Origin of the sequence: Streptomyces polyasparticus (assembly GCF_014493765.1) — a bacterium.
Classification (GTDB): Bacteria; Actinomycetota; Actinomycetes; order Streptomycetales; family Streptomycetaceae; genus Streptomyces; species Streptomyces polyasparticus.
Genome location: NZ_JACTVJ010000004.1, coordinates 114,594 through 131,881, shown reverse-complemented (window position 1 = coordinate 131,881; position 17,288 = coordinate 114,594). Strand labels below are relative to the sequence as shown.

Sequence of the window (17,288 nt, the reverse complement as noted above, 5' to 3'; positions counted from 1 at the left end):
ACCTCGGGCGCCCCCTTGCCGAAAAGCCTCCGGACTTTCCGTACAGCTTTCGCGGCTTCGTACATCCATGAATTCGGGGGAATTCTCATGGCGCGTTTCAACACCAAGTCCGCCCGGGCGGGCGGCACTTCGCGGATCACGTCCACCGGTCGCACCCTGCGTACGTACGAGGGCGGCCGTGGTTTCGAGCGTGAGGAGCGCTCCGAGCTTTTTCTGCTCGCGGTCGCGAATCTCGTCTCGCAGCAGACCTTCTACGAGAAGGGCGCGGACCGCGACGACCGCTTCGCGCACCTCGTGCGCAAGCTGGCCGTCGAGGACCCGGCCTGGACCGCGGGCCTGCTCGGCTGGCTGCGCGGCGAGGGCAACATGCGGACCGCCTCGCTGGTCGGCGCCGCCGAGTACGTGAAGGCGCGGCTCGACGCGGGCGCCACGCAGGGACCGTCGAACCGCTCGGTCGTCGCCTCCGTGCTGCAGCGCCCCGACGAGCCCGGCGAACTGCTCGGCTACTGGACCTCGGTGTACGGACGCGCCCTGCCCAAGCCCGTGAAGCGGGGCGTCGCGGACGCGGTGCGCCGCCTGTACGGCGCCAAGTCGCTCCTGAAGTACGACACGGCGGGCAAGGGCTACCGCTTCGGCGACATCCTCAACCTCGTGCACGCCGCGCCGGACCCGGACAAGCCGTGGCAGGGCGACCTCTTCCAGTACGCGCTCGACCGCCGGCACAACCCGGAGACCGCGCAGCCGCCCGCGTCCAGCGGTGTGCTCGTCGCGCACCGTGAGCTGATGGGCCTGCCCGTCGACGAGCGGCGCGCCGTGGTCACCGCGCCCGACGGTCCCGCGCGGCTCGCCGCGGCGGGCATGACCTGGGAGGCCCTGGCCGGCTGGCTGCAGGGGCCGATGGACCGGGCCGCGTGGGAGGCCGTGATCCCGTCGATGGGCGCGATGGCGCTCGTACGGAATCTGCGGAACTTCGACGAGGCCGGGGTCTCGGACGAGGTCGCCTCGGCGGTCGCGGCCAAGATCGCGGACCCGGAGCAGGTGCGCCGTTCGCGGCAGTTCCCGTTCCGGTACCTGGCCGCGTACCAGCACGCCCCGTCGCTGCGCTGGGCGTACCCCCTTGAGCAGGCGCTCGGGCACTCGCTGTCCAACGTGCCGGAGCTGCCCGGCCGCACGCTGATCCTGGTGGACCGGTCCGGTTCGATGTTCTTCTCCAAGATGTCGGACCGTTCCCTGCTCACCCGGGCCGACGGCGCCGCCGTGTTCGGCGCGGCGGTCGCGATGCGCGTCGCCAAGGCCGATCTGGTGGAGTTCGGCTCGACCAGCGCCGCGGTGAAGTTCCGCCGGGGCGAGTCGGTGCTCAAGGTCCTCGGGCGCTTCGGGAACCTGGGCGGCACGAACACGAGCGAGGCGGTACGGCGGTTCTACCGCGGGCACGACCGGGTCCTGATCGTCACCGACGAGCAGTACACCTACAGCGCCCACGGCGACCCGACCGCGCAGGTGCCGGCCGACGTGCCGGTCTACACCTGGAACCTCGCCGGGTACCGGGCGGGCCACGGTCCGTCGGGTACGCGCAACCGCCACACGTTCGGAGGTCTGTCGGACGCGGCGTTCCGTATGGTGCCCCTCCTGGAGCGGGGTCGGGACGCGGTCTGGCCGTGGGAGACGGTCGCGTAAGGACCGGCCTCCGGGCACGGGTGGGCTCCCTGTCTGCCGTACGGCGGAAACCGGCGGCAGACAGGGAAAACTCGTCACGGGTAAGGGAACGGCAAAGAGATCTCGCTCGTTACCCCAGGCATGACAGCTATGACCCCCGGCTCGAACATCCCGCTGCCCACCGCCCGCGTGTCGGTGGACGTCGCCGCGCCCGTGCGGCTGGACGTATCGGGCCTGCTGCTCACCGCCGACGGCAAGGTGCGCTCCGACGACGACTTCATCTTCTTCAACCAGCCCTCGGGCCCCGGTGTCACCTACCAGTCGGGCGGCGGCACGGCGCCCGACAAGGTCACGGTGGACACCACGGCGGTCCCGCCGGGCATCGAGAAGATCGTGGTGACCGCGAGCCCGGACGCGGCGGGCCAGACCTTCCAGGGCATCGAGCCCACGGCGACGATCCGCAATGCGGACGACGGCAGCGTGATCGCCACGTTCACGCCGCCGCAGCTCGGCTCGGAGACGGCCCTCGTGGTCGTCGAGATCTACCTGCGCAACGGGGCGTGGAAGGCCCGCGCGGTCGGCCAGGGGTATGCGAACGGTCTGGCCGGCATCGCCACGGACTTCGGTGTCTCGGTGGACGACCAGCCGGCGCCCGCCGCCGCTCCGGCCGCGCCCGCGCCGGTCGCCCCGGCCGCACCGCCCGCCGCCCCCGCGGCGCCGGACCCGCGCGCCTGGGCCCAGACGCCCGCGCCCGCGGCCCCCGCCGCGCCGCCGGCCGCTCCGGCTCCGGCGGCTCCGGGCACCGGGAAGATCAACCTGGACAAGGGCCGCGTCAGCCTCCAGAAGAACCAGACCGTGTCCCTGGTCAAGGGCGGCCGTCCGCTCCTGTCCCAGGTCAAGATGGGCCTCGGCTGGGAGCCCGCGTTCCGCGGCAAGGACATCGACCTCGACGCCTCGGTCATCGCGTACGGGCCGAACCGCAATCACATCGACAGCTGCTACTTCGGCAAGCTCGCGATCCTCAATGGCGCGATCAAGCACTCCGGCGACAACCTCACCGGTGAGGGCGGCGGCGACGACGAGGTCATCGTGGTCGACCTCGGCCGTCTTCCGCAGGAGGTCTCGGGCCTGGTCTTCACGGTGAACTCGTTCTCGGGCCAGAAGTTCACGGAGGTAGCCAAGGCCTACTGCCGCCTGGTGGACGCGGCGACGAACGAGGAGCTGGTCCGCTTCGACCTGACCGGCGCGGAGGCGCAGACGGGCGTGATGATGGCGAAGCTGATCCGTCAGTTCTCCGGCGAGTGGGAGATGACAGGCATGGGCGACTTCGTGAAGTCCCGCACGGTACGCGGGATGGTCAAGCCGGCGGCCCAGGCGCTGTAATCCGACACCGCGACGCCCGTCCTGCCGAAGCCGGCGGGCGGGCGTCCGTCGTTTCCTAGACTGAGGTCCTGCCTCAAGAAGAGGCTTCAAGAGGAGGACCGTCGCATGGCGATCAAAGGCATCTCTCCTTACCTCCGTTACGACGACGCGGACGCGGCGCTCGACTGGATGGAACGCGTACTCGGCGCTCGACTGGATGGAACGCGTACTCGGCTTCACCGGCACGATCCGCTGGCGGGACGAATCCGGGCGGACGACCGAGGCCGACATCAAGGCCGGCCCGGTGACGATCTCGGTCAGCGGCGGCGGCACGAGCAAGGACGGGATGAACGCCCTCCTGATCGTGCACGTCGAGGATGTCGACGCCTGTTATGAGCATGTCCGCAAGGCCACCAACACCGAGGTGACCCCGGTGAAGGACCAGCCCTACGGACCGCGCACCTTCACGGTCACCGATCCCTGGGGCTACCAGTGGAGCTTCTGGCAGGGCGAGGCCACGCCGCCTGCGTGATGCGGTCCGGCGGCTCGGCGACGCCGACGTAGGTTGGGCACTGGGGTGCGTGTCTGCGCGAGCGCCAGTGCTCTCCAAGGTGGGCGGCGGAGAGATCAACTCACCGGAACGAGGAGGGGCATGTCCCTGCGGATGCGTCTGGGCGCCATCACACTCGACTGCCCGGACCCGCTGGCCCTGGCGGCGTTCTACGAGCAGGTCACCGGCCTCGAACCCCATCCGAAGTCGAACGCGGAGTTCGCCGGCCTGAACCGCGAGGACGGACTGCTCGTCGGATTCCAGCGGGTCGACGACTACCGCCGGCCGACCTGGCCCGGCTCGGACGTGCCGCAGCAGTTGCACATCTGCTTCAACGTGACGGACGACCTCACCGAGGTCGAGACCCAGCTCCTCGGCCTCGGCGCGGCCAAGGCGGAGTACCAGCCCCACGACGAGGACCGGGCACGGGTGTTCCTCGATCCGGCGGGGCATCCGTTCTGCGTGACGCGGCACTGAGCATGCGCGCGGAAGGTCAGCGCAGGGCCGCCGTGTCCGTGCGGACCGTGCGCAGCGCGCGGCGGACCGTCTCCTCGTTCTCGCCGACCGGGGCCACGTAATCGAGGACGGCCCGTGCGGCCTCCTCGCCGAGCGTGCGCGTGATCACCCAGGTGGCGAGGTACTGCGAGGCCAGACAGCCGCCGGCCGTGGCGATGTTGCCCTCGGCGTGGAACGGGGCGTCCAGGACGGTGACTCCGTACGACTCGACGTAGGGGCGGCTGGTCCGGTCCGCGCAGGCCGGCATCGTGTCCAGGAGTCCGAGGCGCGCGAGCACCAGGGCGCCGGAGCACTGGGAGCCGATCAACTGGCGCCCGGGGTCGAGCGCGAGGCGGGACACGAGCCGGTCGTCGGCGATCACGTCGCGGGTCTTCATACCGCTGCCGATCAGGACGACATCGGCCTCGGCCATGAACTCCAGGGGGCGCTGCCCGGTCACCTCGACCCCGTTCATCGACGTCACCTGCGGTGCCGGCGTCGTGATGAAGGCCTCCAGACCGTCCTTGCGGCAGCGGTTGATCAGCGCGGACGCGATGAAGCTGTCGAGCTCGTTGAACCCGTCGAAGGTGACTACGGCTACCTGCATGCAAGGCTCCCGGGTACGGGTGGTCAGTCGGACATGGCGGCGCGGTCGGACTCGCTGCGCAGGACGCAGAATTCGTTGCCCTCGGGGTCGGCGAGGACCGCCCAGCCCGAGCCGTCGGGCTCGCGGTGGTCGCCGACCCACGTGGCGCCGAGCTGCAGAAGCCGGTCGATCTCGGGCTCGCGCGAGGAACTCGGGCGCAGGCACAGGTGGATGCGGTTCTTGACCGTCTTCGGCTCCGGCACCTGGTTGAAGTACAGCGCCGGCCCCTGAGGCAGCGTCACCTGCACCTCGTGGTCACCGGGCGCGGCCTCCGCATCCACCGGCTGCCCGGTCACCTCGCTCCAGAACCGGGCCAGGGCGTAGGCGTCGGCACAGTCGATGGCCACGTTCTGCACAACGGAGATCATGCCCCCGAGTCTGACCGAGTCCCGCCGCCCTGGCCAACGCTTTCGGCCGCGGGACGCTCGCCCGCGTCCATCAGCGCAATGAACTCGCCCTGCCCGTCCGCAAGATGCCCGGCGGCCTGCGTGAGCGGTTCGTCCGGAGACACCCCGCCCGCCGGGATCTGGGTACCGGCCCCGGGGTGGTCGCGGTGGTCGAAGACCAGCAGTTCGGGACCGGCCGGTCGGGTCCGGGTGACATACGCGGCAACTCGTACGCGGGCGGGCATCACTTGCTCCTTCGCTCGGCCGGCCGGGCATCGGGCACTTGAGCCCGGCACCGGGCGCTCCGGTTCGGCACCGGCCGGGACCCGCTACCCTGGCGCGCACCTGACGCGCCCGAGGGGGCGGGGATGTCTCTTTGGGGGAAGTGTGAAGTTGCGGCATGTGCGGGCCGTGGCCGTGTGCGCCCTGGTCGTCGTGGTGTTGACCGGTGCGCGGCGCGGTGGTGACGGCGGGTGCGATGACGATCACGACAGCTCGGGATCGAGCGGCGGCTCCGGCGGCGTCGACGTGGTCGAGACGACGATCCCGCCGCTGCCCACCGAATCCGTCACCACGGCGGCCCCCACCCCCGACGCCCCGAGCACCAAGAAGCCCAAGGGGAAGGTGACCTCCGCCAAGGGCGAGGTCAGGATCGTCGGCTGCGTGGTGGAGAAGGCGACCGCCTCCAGCGGAACCATCACCTTCAAGTACGAGGTCACCAACCGGAACACGGTCATGGCCGCCGACTACCGGGCCACCCTGGCATCCGTGGACCCGGACGGCACCCTCCGCGCGGAGGGCCTGGTGATCCAGTCCCAGATCGCGCCCGGTGCCACCTGGCCCGGCGAGACCAGGGGCTCCTATGTCGTCGGTGCCGGCCAGAAGGCGCCGTCGGCCGGCTCCTGCAAGGTCGGCGAGATCACCAAGACCAACGTCCCCGCCCCGGGCTGAGCCGTCCCCTCGTGCGGCTCAGCCCCGGTTGCGGGGGTGGTTGCGGGCGGTGCGTTCGTTGCCGAACTTGTACGCGCCCGTCCAGCGGGCCATGACCAACTGCTCGTCGCCCGAGGTCACTTCGGCCAGGAACTTCTGCGCCCGCGCACCGCGCAGCGTCCCCGCGGCGCGGCCGCGGTGGGTGATCGTGACGGTCGCGTCGCCGTGCTGCTCGTAACGGAATCCGTGGGGTTTCGGCATGCCCGGAGACTAGAGCGCGCACCACGGCGGCGTACACCGGATTTCGGCGGGGCGGCGACGCCCGGCGGCAGGCGCGGCCGTACCCCGGGTCAGTACGGCCAGATGGGCGGGTTCGTGCAGAAGTGGCCGCCCAGGTACGCGTGGTCCGGGTTGTCGTCGGAGAGTTCGCCCTGTTCGGCGATGAGCTTCTCGGCGTACTGCTCCGAGTCGTCCTGCGGCTTGTACCCGAGCGCCCGGGCGCTCGAAAGGTCCCACCACAGCCGGGTGTTGGCGGAGGAGCCATAGACCACGGTGTGGCCGACCTCGGGCGCCGTGAGCGCCGCGTCGAAGAGGCGCGCGCCGTCGCCGGGCGACATCCAGACCGAGAGCATGCGCACCGACGTGGGCTCCATGAAGCAGGAGCCGATCCGGACGGACACGGTCTCGATGCCGTGCTTGTCCCAGTAGAACTGGGCGAGATCCTCGCCGAACGACTTCGACAGACCGTAGAGCGTGTCCGGTCGGCGCGGGGTGTCGATCGGGATCAGCGGGTCGCCCTCGCGCGGCCGGGGCGTGAAGCCGACGGCGTGGTTCGAGGAGGCGAACACGATCCGCCGTACGCCTTCCTCGCGCGCCGCCTCGTACAGGTTGTACGTGCCCTCGAAGTTGGCCGCGAGGATCTTGTCGAAGGTCGACTCCAGGGAGATGCCCGCGAGATGGATGATCGCGTCCACCCCGCGCACCGCCTCGCGCAGCGCCTCCTTGTCACCGAGGTCCGCCTTGATCGCGGCGGGCTCGCCCTCGGCGGTCTCGATCGCGACCATGTCGAGCAGCCGGAGCTCATAGCCGTACGCGGGCAGCAGTCCGCGCATCAGGGTGCCGAGACCGCCGGCGGCGCCGGTGAGCAGAACGGTGCGGGGAGCGGGCATGGGTGGTCTCCTCGGGTGCCTGGGTCGGGTCCGGTGCCTGGGCCGGCGTCGGACACGAACGTATACGCGCGGGGGGCGTGGAGGCACCGGCACGTACCCGATGGACGTATGCCTGTACGCCATTCACATCCATGGACACGCTAAGGATCACTCGGCCTCTGCGTCAAGAGGGTGCGAGGGGCGCCAAGGCGCTGCCGTGGGTGGCGAATTCGCAGATGATGAGGCTGAGCTGGGCGCTTGACCCGCGCCATTGGGGCGCCTTAGCGTGGGCCTGTTCAGAAATGTAGACGCGGATCAGAAACGTGCACGGGAAGCGGTATCGGTGCACCGGAGTCCGCCGTGCCCAGGGAGAGAGCCCGTGACGTCAGCCCCGCTCGCCGCTCGACTCGGCATCCCCAGTGGACCGTTGTTCTTTCCCGTGACCGCGTTCGGTCCCGGCGGCGGTCTCGACCTCGATGCCTTCCGCGCGCATGTGCGCGCGGGCGTCGAGGCGGGTGGTGCGGCGGTGTTCGCCGTCTGCGGCACGGGTGAGTTCCACGCGGTGACGCCCGAGGAGTTCCAGGCGTGTGTGGCCGCGGCGGTCGAGGCGGCCGAGGGCCGCGTGCCCGTGATCGCGGGCGCGGGATACGGCACGGCGCTGGCGGTCACGTACGCGAAGCTCGCCGAGGAGGCCGGCGCGGACGGGCTGCTCGCGCTGCCGCCGTATCTCGTCAAGGCCGAGCAGCAGGGGCTCCTCGCGCACTATCGCGCGCTCGCGGACGCCACCTCGCTCGACGTGATCGTCTACCAGCGGGACAACGCGGTCTTCACGCCCGAGGCCGTGGTCGAGCTCGCCGCGCACCCGAAGATCATCGGGTTCAAGGACGGTCTCGGCGACATGGATCTGATGCAGCGGATCGTCAGCACGGTCCGCACCTCGGGCACCCCCGACGCCGAGGACTTCCTCTACTTCAACGGCCTGCCGACCGCCGAGCTCACCGGCCTCGCGTACCGCGGGATCGGCGTCTCGCTGTACTCCTCCGCGGTGTTCTGCTTCGCGCCCGACATCGCCCAGGCCTTCCACCGCGCCCTCAACTCCGGTGACGACGCGACCGCGAACCGCCTCGTCGACGGCTTCTACCGGCCCTTCGTCGAACTCCGCAACCAGGGCCGCGGGTTCGCGGTCGCCCTGGTGAAGGCGGGCGTACGCCTCGGCGGCATCGAGGTCGGCGAGGTGCGCACCCCGCTGCACGAACCCACCGAGGAACAGGTCAAGGAGCTGGCCGGCCTGATCGAGCGCGGCCGCGCGCTGCTCGCCGAAGCCGAAGGAGCCGGCGCGTGAAGACCTCCGCCTTCGTCTACCCCTGGGATGTCAACGGCGACCCGGAAGCGGCCCGCCGTATCGCCGAACTCGGGGTCCAGCAGGTCACCTTGGCCTCCGCGTACCACTCCACCCGCGCGCTCACCCCGCGCCACCCGTCCCACCGCATCGTCACGGCCGAGCACGCCTCCGTGCTCTACCCGCCGGGGGAGCGCTGGCAGGGGCGGACCCTGCGGCCGTACGAGGCCGGGGACTGGGCGCCCGGGGACGCCTTCGGTGCCGCGGCCTCGGCGCTCGGGGAGGCCGGTCTGGAGGTGCACACCTGGGTGGTGCTCGCGCACAACTCCCGTATGGGCGCGGAGCATCCGGACACTTCGGTGGTCAACGCCTACGGAGACCGCTACCCCTGGGCGCCGTGCATCGCGCAGCCCGCCACGCGCGCGTACCTCGTCGACCTGGCCGCCGAGGCGGCGGTGCGGCCGGGTGCGCGCGGCACCGAGCTGGAATCCTGCGGCTGGTACGGCCTCGCGCATCTGCACGCGCACGACAAGACCGGCGGGGTCGGGCTCGGCGACGCCGCCCAGTACCTGATGTCGCTCTGCTTCTGCGGCTCCTGCCGCGAGGGCTATACGGGGGCGGGGCTCGGCCCCGACGCTCTCGCGGCCTCGGTCCGGGCGGCGCTCGAACCCGTATGGCGCGGCGAGACGGCGCCCGACGTCCCCCTGGACAAGCTCCTGGACGCCGAACTGCTCGCCGCGACACGGGAGTTCAGGTCATCGGTGTCCCGCGCGCTCCAGGAGGAGACGGTCGCGGCCGTCCGCGCGGCGGCCCCCGCGGGCTTCCAAGTGCTGCTGCACGCCGACCCCGTGGCGTATCACTGCGGCGCCAACGCGGGCGTCGACCCCGCGCACATCCTGGGCGTGGCGGACGGTGTGGTCGTGCCGTGCACGGGCGGTGCGGACCTCATCGCGCCGTTCGCGGCCGAGGGTGCGGGGGCCGCGGTGCTCGCTGCGAACTTCACCGTGGTGAGCGGCATGGGCGGCGCTCCGGCACGACTACGCGCGGACGCGGCGCGGGCCGCCGAGCTCGGGGCCACCGAACTGCGGCTGTACCACGCGGGGTTGGCCTCCGACACCGATCTGGAGCTGGTGCGGGCGGCTCTGCGCTGACGGGCCGCGGGGCCGGGCCTGGTCGGAGGCCCGGCCCCGCCGGTCGTCTGCCTCGGCCTGTCGACGGCCCCGAGGGGCGTTCTCCTCGGCCCGTCACCCGGACACGAGTTCCGCCGCTCGTTCCCCGCTTCCCGTCACCCGGCCCCGCCCGCGATCCGGGCGAGCGTGCCCCGCGCATGCCGCTCCACCGGGCGCAGCCCCCGGGCCCGGGCCAGGTCCCTGGCCTGCTCGGCGTGGTGCCGCGCCTCGGAGGCGGCGCCCAACGCCAGCTGCACCGCGGCGAGTTGGGCATGGGCTTCCGCCTCCTGGTGGCGCAGCCCGCTACGGTGGGTCAGCTCCAGGGCCTCCTGGAGGCAGGCGAGGCCGACGTCGGGGGCGCCGTCCCGCGCACGGATGGAGCCCAGGGTCATCAGGGAGTCGGCCTGTACCGAGGGCTCGCCCAGGTCGATCGCCATCCTCAGGGACAGCTCGGCGCTCGCGCGGGCCGCGGCGAGCCGGCCGGAGTCGCGATGGATCCGCGCGGCGATCTCGTTCGCGGCGGGTCCACTGCTGCCGTGCGGGTGGCTTGCGTGCAGCCGCAGCGCTTCCTCGGCATCGGCCAGCGCCTCCGCGTACCGGCCGAGACCGTGCCGGGCGACGGCCCGGTTGATCAGCGGACCCATCGTGCCGGTCGGCCGGTTGACCGCCCGCAGCAGCTCGACCGCCTCCGTCGTGCAGCGCTCGGCCTGCTCGAACTCACCGAGATACGCGTGGATGAGCCCCATGGTGTTCAGCGCCCGGGCAAGCAGTACCGGACGGCCGAGAGCGCGCAGCAGCTCGTACCCCTTCTGCTGGCACTCCAGAGCCGGGCGCAGGTCGCCGCGCAGTGCTTGGTGGATGGCCAGGCTGGTGAGCAGGGAGACTTCTCCCAGCGTGAACCCGGAGGCGCGGTAGCCCTCCTGGGCTCTGTCCAAGGCCGTACGGGCACCCTCGGCGTCGCCGGTGTGCTGGCGCAGCACCCCGACGCTGTGCCAGACCAGGGCCTGGGCGAGGACCTCGCCGTCCTCTTCGGCGGCGTGCAGAGCCGCCGCCGTCGTGGCCTCCCAGTCGGCCGTGTGCCGCCTGCCGTAGAAGTACAGGCGCAGCTGGTCGGTGAGCTGCCAGGCGAGTTCGTGGGGACCGGACGCGGCGGCGCGCAGCACCATGGCGGTGAGGTTGCTCCGCTCGGCCTCCAGCCAGGCGAGCGCCTGGTGCCGGTCGTCGAATCGGTCCGATGCCGCACGCGGGCGCGGGAGTTGGACGCTGCCCGAGTAGTCGAACGCGGTGGCCGCGTCCGTGGTGGCGAGATACCAGTCGCCGAGCCGCTGCCAGGCCTGCGCGCACCCGGGGTCGGCCGCCGCGCGCTCGGCCGCGTACAGGCGCAGCAGATCGTGGAAGCGGAACCGGTCCAGGGCGGTGTGCTGGAGCAGGCCCGCCGTGGTGAGCCGGTCGAGGAGCTCGTCGGCCGCGGCGACCGGCGAACCGAGCAGGGCCGCTGCCGCCTCGGTCGTGAAGTCCGCTCCGGGATGCAGTCCGAGCAGGGCGAACAGCCGTGCCGCGTCCGGATCCAGGCCCGCGTACGAGTGGTCGAAGGCCTGGCGTACCGCGGCCTGCCGGTCCCCGGTGACGGCCAGCTTGGCGAGCCGCTCCCCGCCGGCCAGCTCCGCCGCGTACGCCGCCAGCGGCCGGCCCGGACGCGCGGCGAGATTGGCGGCGACGATCCGCAGGGCGAGCGGCACATGGGCGCACAGCTCGGCGAGGCGCCCGGCCGCCGCCGGTTCGGCCGACACACGCTGCGGACCGAGGCAGTTGGCGAGCAGATCGCGGGCCTCGCCGGGCGTGAGGACGTCGAGCGGCACGGGGCGGGCGGCATGGCTGACCGACAGGCCGCGCAGATCGGACCGGCTGGTGACGAGCACCGCGACGCCGGACGTGCCGGGCAGCAGCGGCCGCACCTGGTCGGCGTCCGCCGCGTCGTCCAGGACGAGCAGCACTCTGCGGTCGGCGAGACGGCTGCGGAGAGCCGCAGAGAGGCCCTCCACCCCCTCGGGAACGGTGCTCGGCTCCTGCCCTGAGGCCAGCAGCAGCCCGGTCAGCGCCTCGGCCGGATCCCGGGGCCGGCCGCCGTTGCCGGACAGATGCACGTACCACTGGCCGTCGGGGAAGGCGTCCCGCAGTCGGTGGCCCATGTGTGCGGCCAGGGCGCTCTTGCCGATGCCCGGCGAACCCGACACGACGACCGGGGCGGCCCCGGGTGCCGTGAGATCCTTCTCGAGGTACCGGATCATGTCCACCCGGCCCGCGAATCCCTTGATGTCCAGGGGGAGTTGGCACTGCACCCGCCAGGAGTCCCCGTCCGGCGGGGGTGCGGCGGCCGGCGGGCCCGGCTCGGTGCCGCCGCTGAGGAGCGACTGGTGCAGCCGCCGGAGTTCGGGGCCCGGATCGATGCCGAGCTCGTCGGCGAGCAGGCCGCGCACCCGACGGTAGTGGGCGAGTGCGTCGGCCTGCCGGCCGCAGCGGTGCAGGGCGAGCATGTACTGGGCGGCGAGCCGCTCGTCGAGCGGATGCTCCGTGCTGTGGTCGGCCAGTTCGGCGGTCAGCGCGGTGTGCTCACCGAGGCGAAGGCGCAGATCGGTGCAGTCGAGGCGCGCGGCCCACAGCTCCTTGCCGAGCAGTTCGCGGGCCGTGTGGAACCACGGGGTGTCCGCACCGGCGAACGGCTCGCCACGCCACAGCCCGAGCGCCTGACGGAACAACTCCACCGCCCGCGCGTCGTCCTCGCTGCGCCGGGCCCGTACGAGGAGCTCACGGAAGCGGTGCACGTCCACCGTCGCCGGGTCAGCGGTGAGCACATAGCCGCCCGGACCGCGGTCGATCGTCCCGGGGAGCAGCCCGCGCAGCCGCGACACATACGTGTAGAGGGTGTCCGTGGCCCGTCTCGGCGGGCTCTCGCCCCACACCCGGTGCACCAACTGCTCGACCGGCACCGGCCGTCCGACGTCCATGAGCAGCGCGGCGAGCACCCGGCGCTGCCGTGCCGTCCCGAGCCCGACCGCACCGCCGCCCGTCCGCGCCTCGACATCCCCGAGCACCTGGAACTCCACGCCCACCCCCGACCGGCCGGCCCCGCGTCCCGCCGTACGGGGAATTCTAGGTTCCAGCGCGGTGGGGGTGCCGTGTACTCGACAGGACTCGGGGTACGGCCGCAAGGCCCGCCACTCCCAGGGCCGCGAGCAGCACGCGGTGGTCGGCCAGCGCGACCAGGCCGGCGCCGGCCCCGAGCGCCACCGCGTTCGGGGCGAACACCAGGGTGTTGGCGGTCGCCGCGACCCGGCCGACGAGCTCGTCCGGGGTCTCCCGCTGCACCGCCGTGAGCACCGCGATCAGGACGCACGGCAGACCGACACCGATGCCGGCGCTGCACACCAGGGCCACCGCGTCGTACGGGAGCGCGCGCAGCGCCACCGAGCCCGCGAACAGGCCGAGTCCGGCGGCCGCGAACACCCGCTCCCCGTAGCGCCGAAGGAGCGGTCCGGACAGCAGGCCGATCGCGACCGAGCCCACGCCCTGCACCGCGTAGAGCACGCCGGCGAAGGCGGGGGAGCGGCCGAGGCCCTCGTCGACGACGGCGAAGATCAGCGCTCCGTTGATGCCCGCGAGGAACATCGTGAAGCCACCGGCCAGGGCGAGCGTGCGCAAGGTGGGGTGGTGGCGCAGATAGCGCGCGCCCTCGACCGTCCGCGTCCACCAACTGCCGGACGCTCGTGTGGACTTGGGCTCTTCCTTCACGCGGAGCAGCGCGTAGAGACCGGCCGCCGCGACAAACGTGAGGGCGTCCAGGAGGGCGACCCGTGCGCCCCCGTATGCGGCGAACAGGCCGGCGCCCGCGAGCGGGGCGACCAGCTTCATGCCCTCGTTGGCGGTCATCCGCAGCCCGTTGAAATCCCCGAGCAGCTTCTTGTCGACGGCCGACGCGACCAGTGCGGCCTCCGCCGCGTCGTGCACGACCCCGGCCGCGCCGTACACGAAGAGCACCGCGAACAGAATCCAGACCCGGTCCGCCGCATCCACCGCGAGCAGGGTGCACAGCAGGGCCGCGAGACCCAGGTTCGTCCAGATCAGCAGCGGTCTGCGCCGGGTGCGGTCGGCGAGGGTGCCGAGCAGCGGACCGGCGAGCACCGGCAGCCACAGCGCGAAGGTCGCCAGCGCCGCCAGACTGCTGGATCCGGTGAGCGACTTGACCCACACACCGGAAACCAGCCACATCGCGGAGGTGCCGAAACCGGAGACCACCACGCCGCCCAGATAGAGCCCCGCGTTGCGGTCGCGCACCACCTGCCAAGTCGTCCATGCCATGCGCGTCAGGCTCGCTCTAAGGCTTGCCGGCCGGCATCGGGATCATGCCGTATTTGCGGGCTGCGGAGATCCTCAGGCGCGTCGGCGATGAGTTTCCGGCGCGGGCGCGGTCACCCCTGCAGCGGGACCGCCACAACACGCCCCGGCAGGACAGAGGAGCCCTCATGCCGCACATCGACTTCACCGCCCAGACCCGCCTCGTCGCCCGGATCGCCGAGCAGGTCACGGACGAGCAGCTCGGCCTGTCCACGCCCTGTCCGGAACTTCCCGTACGGAATCTGCTCGGGCATCTCGTCGGCCTGACGGAAGCGTTCCGCGACGCGGCGCGCAAGGACCTCGGGCCCACGACGGACACCTCGCCCGAGGCGACGGTGCCGGACATCGGGCCCGGCTGGCGCGATGAGCTGAGCAAGAACCTGGAGAGTCTCGCGGGGGCCTGGCGGGCTCCGGACGCCTGGGAGGGCTTCACGCGGGCCGGCGGCGTGGACCTGCCGGCCGAGGTCGCGGGCATGGTGGCGATGAACGAACTGGTCGTCCACGGCTGGGACCTGGCCCGCGCCACCGGCCAGGCGTACGCGCCGGACGAGGCCTCCCTGGAGGTGTCACGCGCTCTGCTCACTCCGTCGCCCCCGTCCGAGGACGCTTCCGCCACGGAGGAACCGGAGGTGGCGGAGAGCCTGTTCGGGCCGCCCGTGCCCGTCCCCGGCACGGCCCCGCTGCTCGACCGCGTCATCGGCCTGAGCGGCCGCGACCCGGGGTGGGCGGCGCCCGGGCGCTGAGCGCCCGCGCTCCGCGCAGCTCCGAACCCGGCCGGCCTCCGCGCAGCCCCGACCGCCCGGCTAGCCTCCCCGGCATGACGTTCACCCTCACGCCCCTGGGTACCGCCGCCCCGCATCCGCAGCCCGGCCGTCCCTGTTCCGGCTACCTCGTCGAGGCCGGGGACGCGAAGGTGTGGATGGACGCCGGGCCCGGCACGTTCGCCGAGCTCCAACGGCACGTGCGGCCAGGTGAGTTGACGGCGATCTGGATCAGCCATCTGCACTCCGACCACTGGACCGACCTGATCGCCGCCGAAGCGGGCATCTCGGACGGCGGTCTCGGGATCGAGCGGCCGATCCCCGTGTACGCGCCCGCCGACGCACCCCGCCGCCTCGCCTGCTTCTACGGGCGGCCGGATCCCGGCCCGCTCGCCGAGGTCTTCGCCTTCCGCCCGATCGAGGACGGGCGTCCGGTGGACCTCGGCGGGCCCGCGCCCACCTCGGGCGCCGTCGAGCACGGCGGGCCCGAGTTCACCTCGTATGCCGTCGAGCACGGCGGCATCGAGGCCTACGGTGCGCGGATCGCATACGACGGCGCGGTCCTCGCGTATACGGGAGACAGCGGGCCCTGCGCGGAACTGAGCCGGCTGGCCCGGGGCGCCGATGTGCTGCTGGCCGAGGCGTACGTCGACCGGCACGAGGGCCCGCCCGTGCACCTTACCCCGGAGGACGCGGCCGCCCTGGCGCGCGAAGCCGGGGCGCACACCCTGCTCGTCACCCATGTCGGCCCCACCCTCACCCCCGACGCGGCCACCGCACGGGCGCACGCGGCCTTCGGCGGACGCACCCTCCGCGCCCGCGAGGGCGTCACGTACGAGATCACCAAGAACGGGGCGCACGGCGCGAGTTGATCAGCAATCCGTAACACGGTGAAAACCTGAACCGGCCGCCACAGGGGAACAATCCAGCCAACACCCGCAGCCGGACCCCTCAGGAGTACCCCCGTGGTTCAGACAGCCGACCCAGCCGAACCAGCCGACAAGACCGACGGCGCACCACCACCGCCGCCCGCCAACCCGGTCGACCGCTTCTTCCGTATCACCGCCCGCGGTTCGAGCTTCGGCCGTGAGATACGCGGCGGCTTCGCCACGTTCTTCACGATGGCCTACATCCTCGTGCTCAACCCGATCATCCTCGGCACCACCGAGGACAAGTACGGCAACACCCTCGACGGCCCCGAACTCGTCACCGCCACCGCCCTCGTGGCCGCGGTGATGACGGTCATCATGGGCGTCGGCGGCAATCTGCCGCTCGCCCTCGCCGCCGGACTCGGCCTCAACGCCGTCGTCGCCTTCCAGCTCGCGCCCCAGATGAGCTGGCCGGACGCCATGGGCCTGGTGTTCGTCGAAGGCATCCTGATCTGCGTCCTCGTCGTGACCGGGCTGCGCGAGGCCGTCATGCACGCCATCCCGCCCGCGCTCAAGTACGCGATCAGCGTGGGCATCGGCCTGTTCATCGCGTTCATCGGCTTCATCGACGCCGGCTTCGCCACCCGTATCCCCGGCGACACCGGCTCCGTGCCCGTACAGCTGGGCGCCGCCGGACGGCTCGCGGGCTGGCCGATCCTCGTCTTCTGCATCGGGGTGCTGCTCACCGTGGCGCTGCTCGCGCGCAAGGTGCGCGGAGCGATCCTGATCAGCATCGTGGCGACCACGGTGATCGCCGTCGTCGTGAACGAGATCGCCGATCTCGAGCCCACCGCCTGGGGTCTGACCGCTCCGAGCGTCCCGGACGAGCTCGTGGCCACCCCGGACTTCGGGCTGATCGGAGCGTTCAGCCCGTTCGGTGCCTTCTCCGAGGTCGGCGCGGTCACCCTGGTCCTGCTGGTCTTCACGCTCATCCTGAGCGACTTCTTCGACACCATGGGCACGGTCGTCGGCATCTCCAGCGAGGCCGGACTCCTCGACGAGGAGGGCAAGGTCCCCAACCTCGGCCGTGTGCTGCTCATCGACGGCGCTGCGGCGGTGGCCGGCGGTGCGGCCTCGGCCTCCTCCAACACCTCGTACATCGAATCGGCGGCCGGTGTCGGCGAAGGGGCGCGCACCGGTTTCGCGAACCTCGTCACCGGCGGACTGTTCGCGCTCGCGCTCTTCTTCGCGCCGCTGGCCCTGATCGTGCCCGCGCAGGCCGCGGCGCCCGCTCTGGTCGCGGTCGGCTTCCTGCTGATGTCGCAGGTGCGGCACATCGACTGGGAGCGCTGGGACCTGGCGATACCGGCCTTCCTGACGATCGTCGTGATGCCGTTCACCTACTCGATCACCAACGGCATCGGCGCCGGCTTCATCGCGTACGTGGTGATCAAGACAGTCCTCGGCAAGGCACGCGAGGTGCACTGGCTGCTGTGGGGAGCGGCCGCGCTGTTCCTGATCTACTTCGGCATCGATCCGATCGAGCAGCTGCTCGACGCGAAGTAGGCCGTGGCGGGGTGCAGGC

16 protein-coding genes and 1 pseudogene are annotated in these 17,288 nt (G+C 72.1%); 10 read left to right on the top strand and 7 right to left on the bottom strand.

The window, feature by feature from the left end:
• Nucleotides 1-87 precede the first annotated feature (87 nt).
• From H9Y04_RS04915 to H9Y04_RS04900, 4 genes are all read left to right on the top strand, one after another.
• Nucleotides 88-1,677 carry a TROVE domain-containing protein gene (locus H9Y04_RS04915; protein WP_187812419.1) on the top strand — a complete coding sequence of 530 codons (1,590 nt, stop codon included), beginning with the start codon at nt 88-90 and terminating at the stop codon, nt 1,675-1,677.
• Nucleotides 1,678-1,806: 129 nt separating this feature from the next.
• Nucleotides 1,807-3,039, top strand: a complete 1,233-nt coding sequence (locus tag H9Y04_RS04910) for a TerD family protein (protein WP_187813037.1) — start codon at nt 1,807-1,809, stop codon at nt 3,037-3,039.
• Nucleotides 3,040-3,235: 196 nt separating this feature from the next.
• Complete coding sequence (locus H9Y04_RS04905) at nt 3,236-3,550, top strand: VOC family protein (protein WP_187812418.1); 315 nt, start codon at nt 3,236-3,238, stop codon at nt 3,548-3,550.
• Between the two features lie 120 nt (nt 3,551-3,670).
• Complete coding sequence (locus H9Y04_RS04900; protein ID WP_187812417.1) at nt 3,671-4,045, top strand: VOC family protein; 375 nt, start codon at nt 3,671-3,673, stop codon at nt 4,043-4,045.
• A gap of 16 nt (nt 4,046-4,061) precedes the next feature.
• On the opposite strand, the gene H9Y04_RS04895 is transcribed toward H9Y04_RS04900, so the two are convergent.
• The 3 genes and pseudogenes from H9Y04_RS04895 to H9Y04_RS48640 all read right to left on the bottom strand — a co-directional run.
• Nucleotides 4,062-4,670: a DJ-1/PfpI family protein gene (locus H9Y04_RS04895; RefSeq protein WP_187812416.1), complete on the bottom strand. Its 609-nt coding sequence runs from the start codon at nt 4,668-4,670 to the stop codon at nt 4,062-4,064.
• 23 nt (nt 4,671-4,693) lie between these two features.
• The gene (locus H9Y04_RS04890; RefSeq protein WP_187812415.1) at nt 4,694-5,077 is read right to left on the bottom strand and encodes a VOC family protein; all 384 of its coding nucleotides are present in this window, start codon (nt 5,075-5,077) and stop codon (nt 4,694-4,696) included.
• Between the two features lie 113 nt (nt 5,078-5,190).
• A pseudogene (locus H9Y04_RS48640) lies at nt 5,191-5,340 on the bottom strand (NUDIX domain-containing protein); the annotation flags it as partial.
• 142 nt (nt 5,341-5,482) lie between these two features.
• Here H9Y04_RS48640 and H9Y04_RS04880 point away from each other — a divergent pair.
• Nucleotides 5,483-6,046: a hypothetical protein gene (locus H9Y04_RS04880; RefSeq protein ID WP_187812414.1), complete on the top strand. Its 564-nt coding sequence runs from the start codon at nt 5,483-5,485 to the stop codon at nt 6,044-6,046.
• A gap of 18 nt (nt 6,047-6,064) precedes the next feature.
• Here the strand turns inward: H9Y04_RS04880 and H9Y04_RS04875 are convergent, their stop codons facing one another.
• Nucleotides 6,065-6,286 (bottom strand): hypothetical protein, encoded by a 222-nt coding sequence (locus H9Y04_RS04875; protein WP_187812413.1) that lies wholly within the window; start codon nt 6,284-6,286, stop codon nt 6,065-6,067.
• Nucleotides 6,287-6,375: 89 nt separating this feature from the next.
• Nucleotides 6,376-7,194 carry an NAD-dependent epimerase/dehydratase family protein gene (locus tag H9Y04_RS04870; protein ID WP_187812412.1) on the bottom strand — a complete coding sequence of 273 codons (819 nt, stop codon included), beginning with the start codon at nt 7,192-7,194 and terminating at the stop codon, nt 6,376-6,378.
• A 358-nt stretch (nt 7,195-7,552) separates the two neighbouring features.
• Between H9Y04_RS04870 and H9Y04_RS04865 the strand changes: the two genes are divergently transcribed.
• Nucleotides 7,553-8,515 (top strand): 5-dehydro-4-deoxyglucarate dehydratase, encoded by a 963-nt coding sequence (locus H9Y04_RS04865; RefSeq protein ID WP_187812411.1) that lies wholly within the window; start codon nt 7,553-7,555, stop codon nt 8,513-8,515.
• Complete coding sequence (locus H9Y04_RS04860) at nt 8,512-9,663, top strand: hypothetical protein (protein ID WP_187812410.1); 1,152 nt, start codon at nt 8,512-8,514, stop codon at nt 9,661-9,663. The genes H9Y04_RS04865 and H9Y04_RS04860 overlap by 4 nt, the downstream gene beginning before the upstream one ends.
• Nucleotides 9,664-9,797: 134 nt before the next feature.
• Here H9Y04_RS04860 and H9Y04_RS04855 read toward each other — a convergent pair whose 3' ends face one another.
• Nucleotides 9,798-12,785: an AfsR/SARP family transcriptional regulator gene (locus H9Y04_RS04855; protein ID WP_187812409.1), complete on the bottom strand. Its 2,988-nt coding sequence runs from the start codon at nt 12,783-12,785 to the stop codon at nt 9,798-9,800.
• 46 nt (nt 12,786-12,831) lie between these two features.
• Complete coding sequence (locus H9Y04_RS04850; RefSeq protein WP_187812408.1) at nt 12,832-14,037, bottom strand: MFS transporter; 1,206 nt, start codon at nt 14,035-14,037, stop codon at nt 12,832-12,834.
• Nucleotides 14,038-14,201: 164 nt separating this feature from the next.
• Here H9Y04_RS04850 and H9Y04_RS04845 point away from each other — a divergent pair, with 164 nt between their 5' ends.
• The 3 genes from H9Y04_RS04845 to H9Y04_RS04835 all read left to right on the top strand — a co-directional run bounded on the left by H9Y04_RS04845 (nt 14,202) and on the right by H9Y04_RS04835 (nt 17,269).
• Nucleotides 14,202-14,816 carry a TIGR03086 family metal-binding protein gene (locus H9Y04_RS04845; protein WP_236070595.1) on the top strand — a complete coding sequence of 205 codons (615 nt, stop codon included), beginning with the start codon at nt 14,202-14,204 and terminating at the stop codon, nt 14,814-14,816.
• A 74-nt stretch (nt 14,817-14,890) separates the two neighbouring features.
• Entirely contained in the window at nt 14,891-15,706 is an 816-nt protein-coding gene (locus H9Y04_RS04840; RefSeq protein ID WP_187812406.1) for an MBL fold metallo-hydrolase, read from the top strand.
• 93 nt (nt 15,707-15,799) lie between these two features.
• Entirely contained in the window at nt 15,800-17,269 is a 1,470-nt protein-coding gene (locus H9Y04_RS04835; protein ID WP_187812405.1) for an NCS2 family permease, read from the top strand.
• The last annotated feature ends 19 nt before the right edge of the window (nt 17,270-17,288 follow it).

What these genes read in the sequence shown, in the direction of transcription:
- H9Y04_RS04845 (WP_236070595.1), top strand. Translation starts at nt 14,202, where the DNA reads ATGCCGCACATCGACTTCACCGCCCAGACCCGCCTCGTCGCCCGGATC.
- H9Y04_RS04910 (WP_187813037.1), top strand. Translation starts at nt 1,807, where the DNA reads ATGACCCCCGGCTCGAACATCCCGCTGCCCACCGCCCGCGTGTCGGTG.
- H9Y04_RS04895 (WP_187812416.1), bottom strand. Translation starts at nt 4,670, where the DNA reads ATGCAGGTAGCCGTAGTCACCTTCGACGGGTTCAACGAGCTCGACAGC.
- H9Y04_RS04900 (WP_187812417.1), top strand. Translation starts at nt 3,671, where the DNA reads ATGTCCCTGCGGATGCGTCTGGGCGCCATCACACTCGACTGCCCGGAC.
- H9Y04_RS04915 (WP_187812419.1), top strand. Translation starts at nt 88, where the DNA reads ATGGCGCGTTTCAACACCAAGTCCGCCCGGGCGGGCGGCACTTCGCGG.
- H9Y04_RS04870 (WP_187812412.1), bottom strand. Translation starts at nt 7,194, where the DNA reads ATGCCCGCTCCCCGCACCGTTCTGCTCACCGGCGCCGCCGGCGGTCTC.
- H9Y04_RS04905 (WP_187812418.1), top strand. Translation starts at nt 3,236, where the DNA reads ATGGAACGCGTACTCGGCTTCACCGGCACGATCCGCTGGCGGGACGAA.
- H9Y04_RS04875 (WP_187812413.1), bottom strand. Translation starts at nt 6,286, where the DNA reads ATGCCGAAACCCCACGGATTCCGTTACGAGCAGCACGGCGACGCGACC.
- H9Y04_RS04840 (WP_187812406.1), top strand. Translation starts at nt 14,891, where the DNA reads ATGACGTTCACCCTCACGCCCCTGGGTACCGCCGCCCCGCATCCGCAG.
- H9Y04_RS04890 (WP_187812415.1), bottom strand. Translation starts at nt 5,077, where the DNA reads ATGATCTCCGTTGTGCAGAACGTGGCCATCGACTGTGCCGACGCCTAC.
- H9Y04_RS04850 (WP_187812408.1), bottom strand. Translation starts at nt 14,037, where the DNA reads ATGGCATGGACGACTTGGCAGGTGGTGCGCGACCGCAACGCGGGGCTC.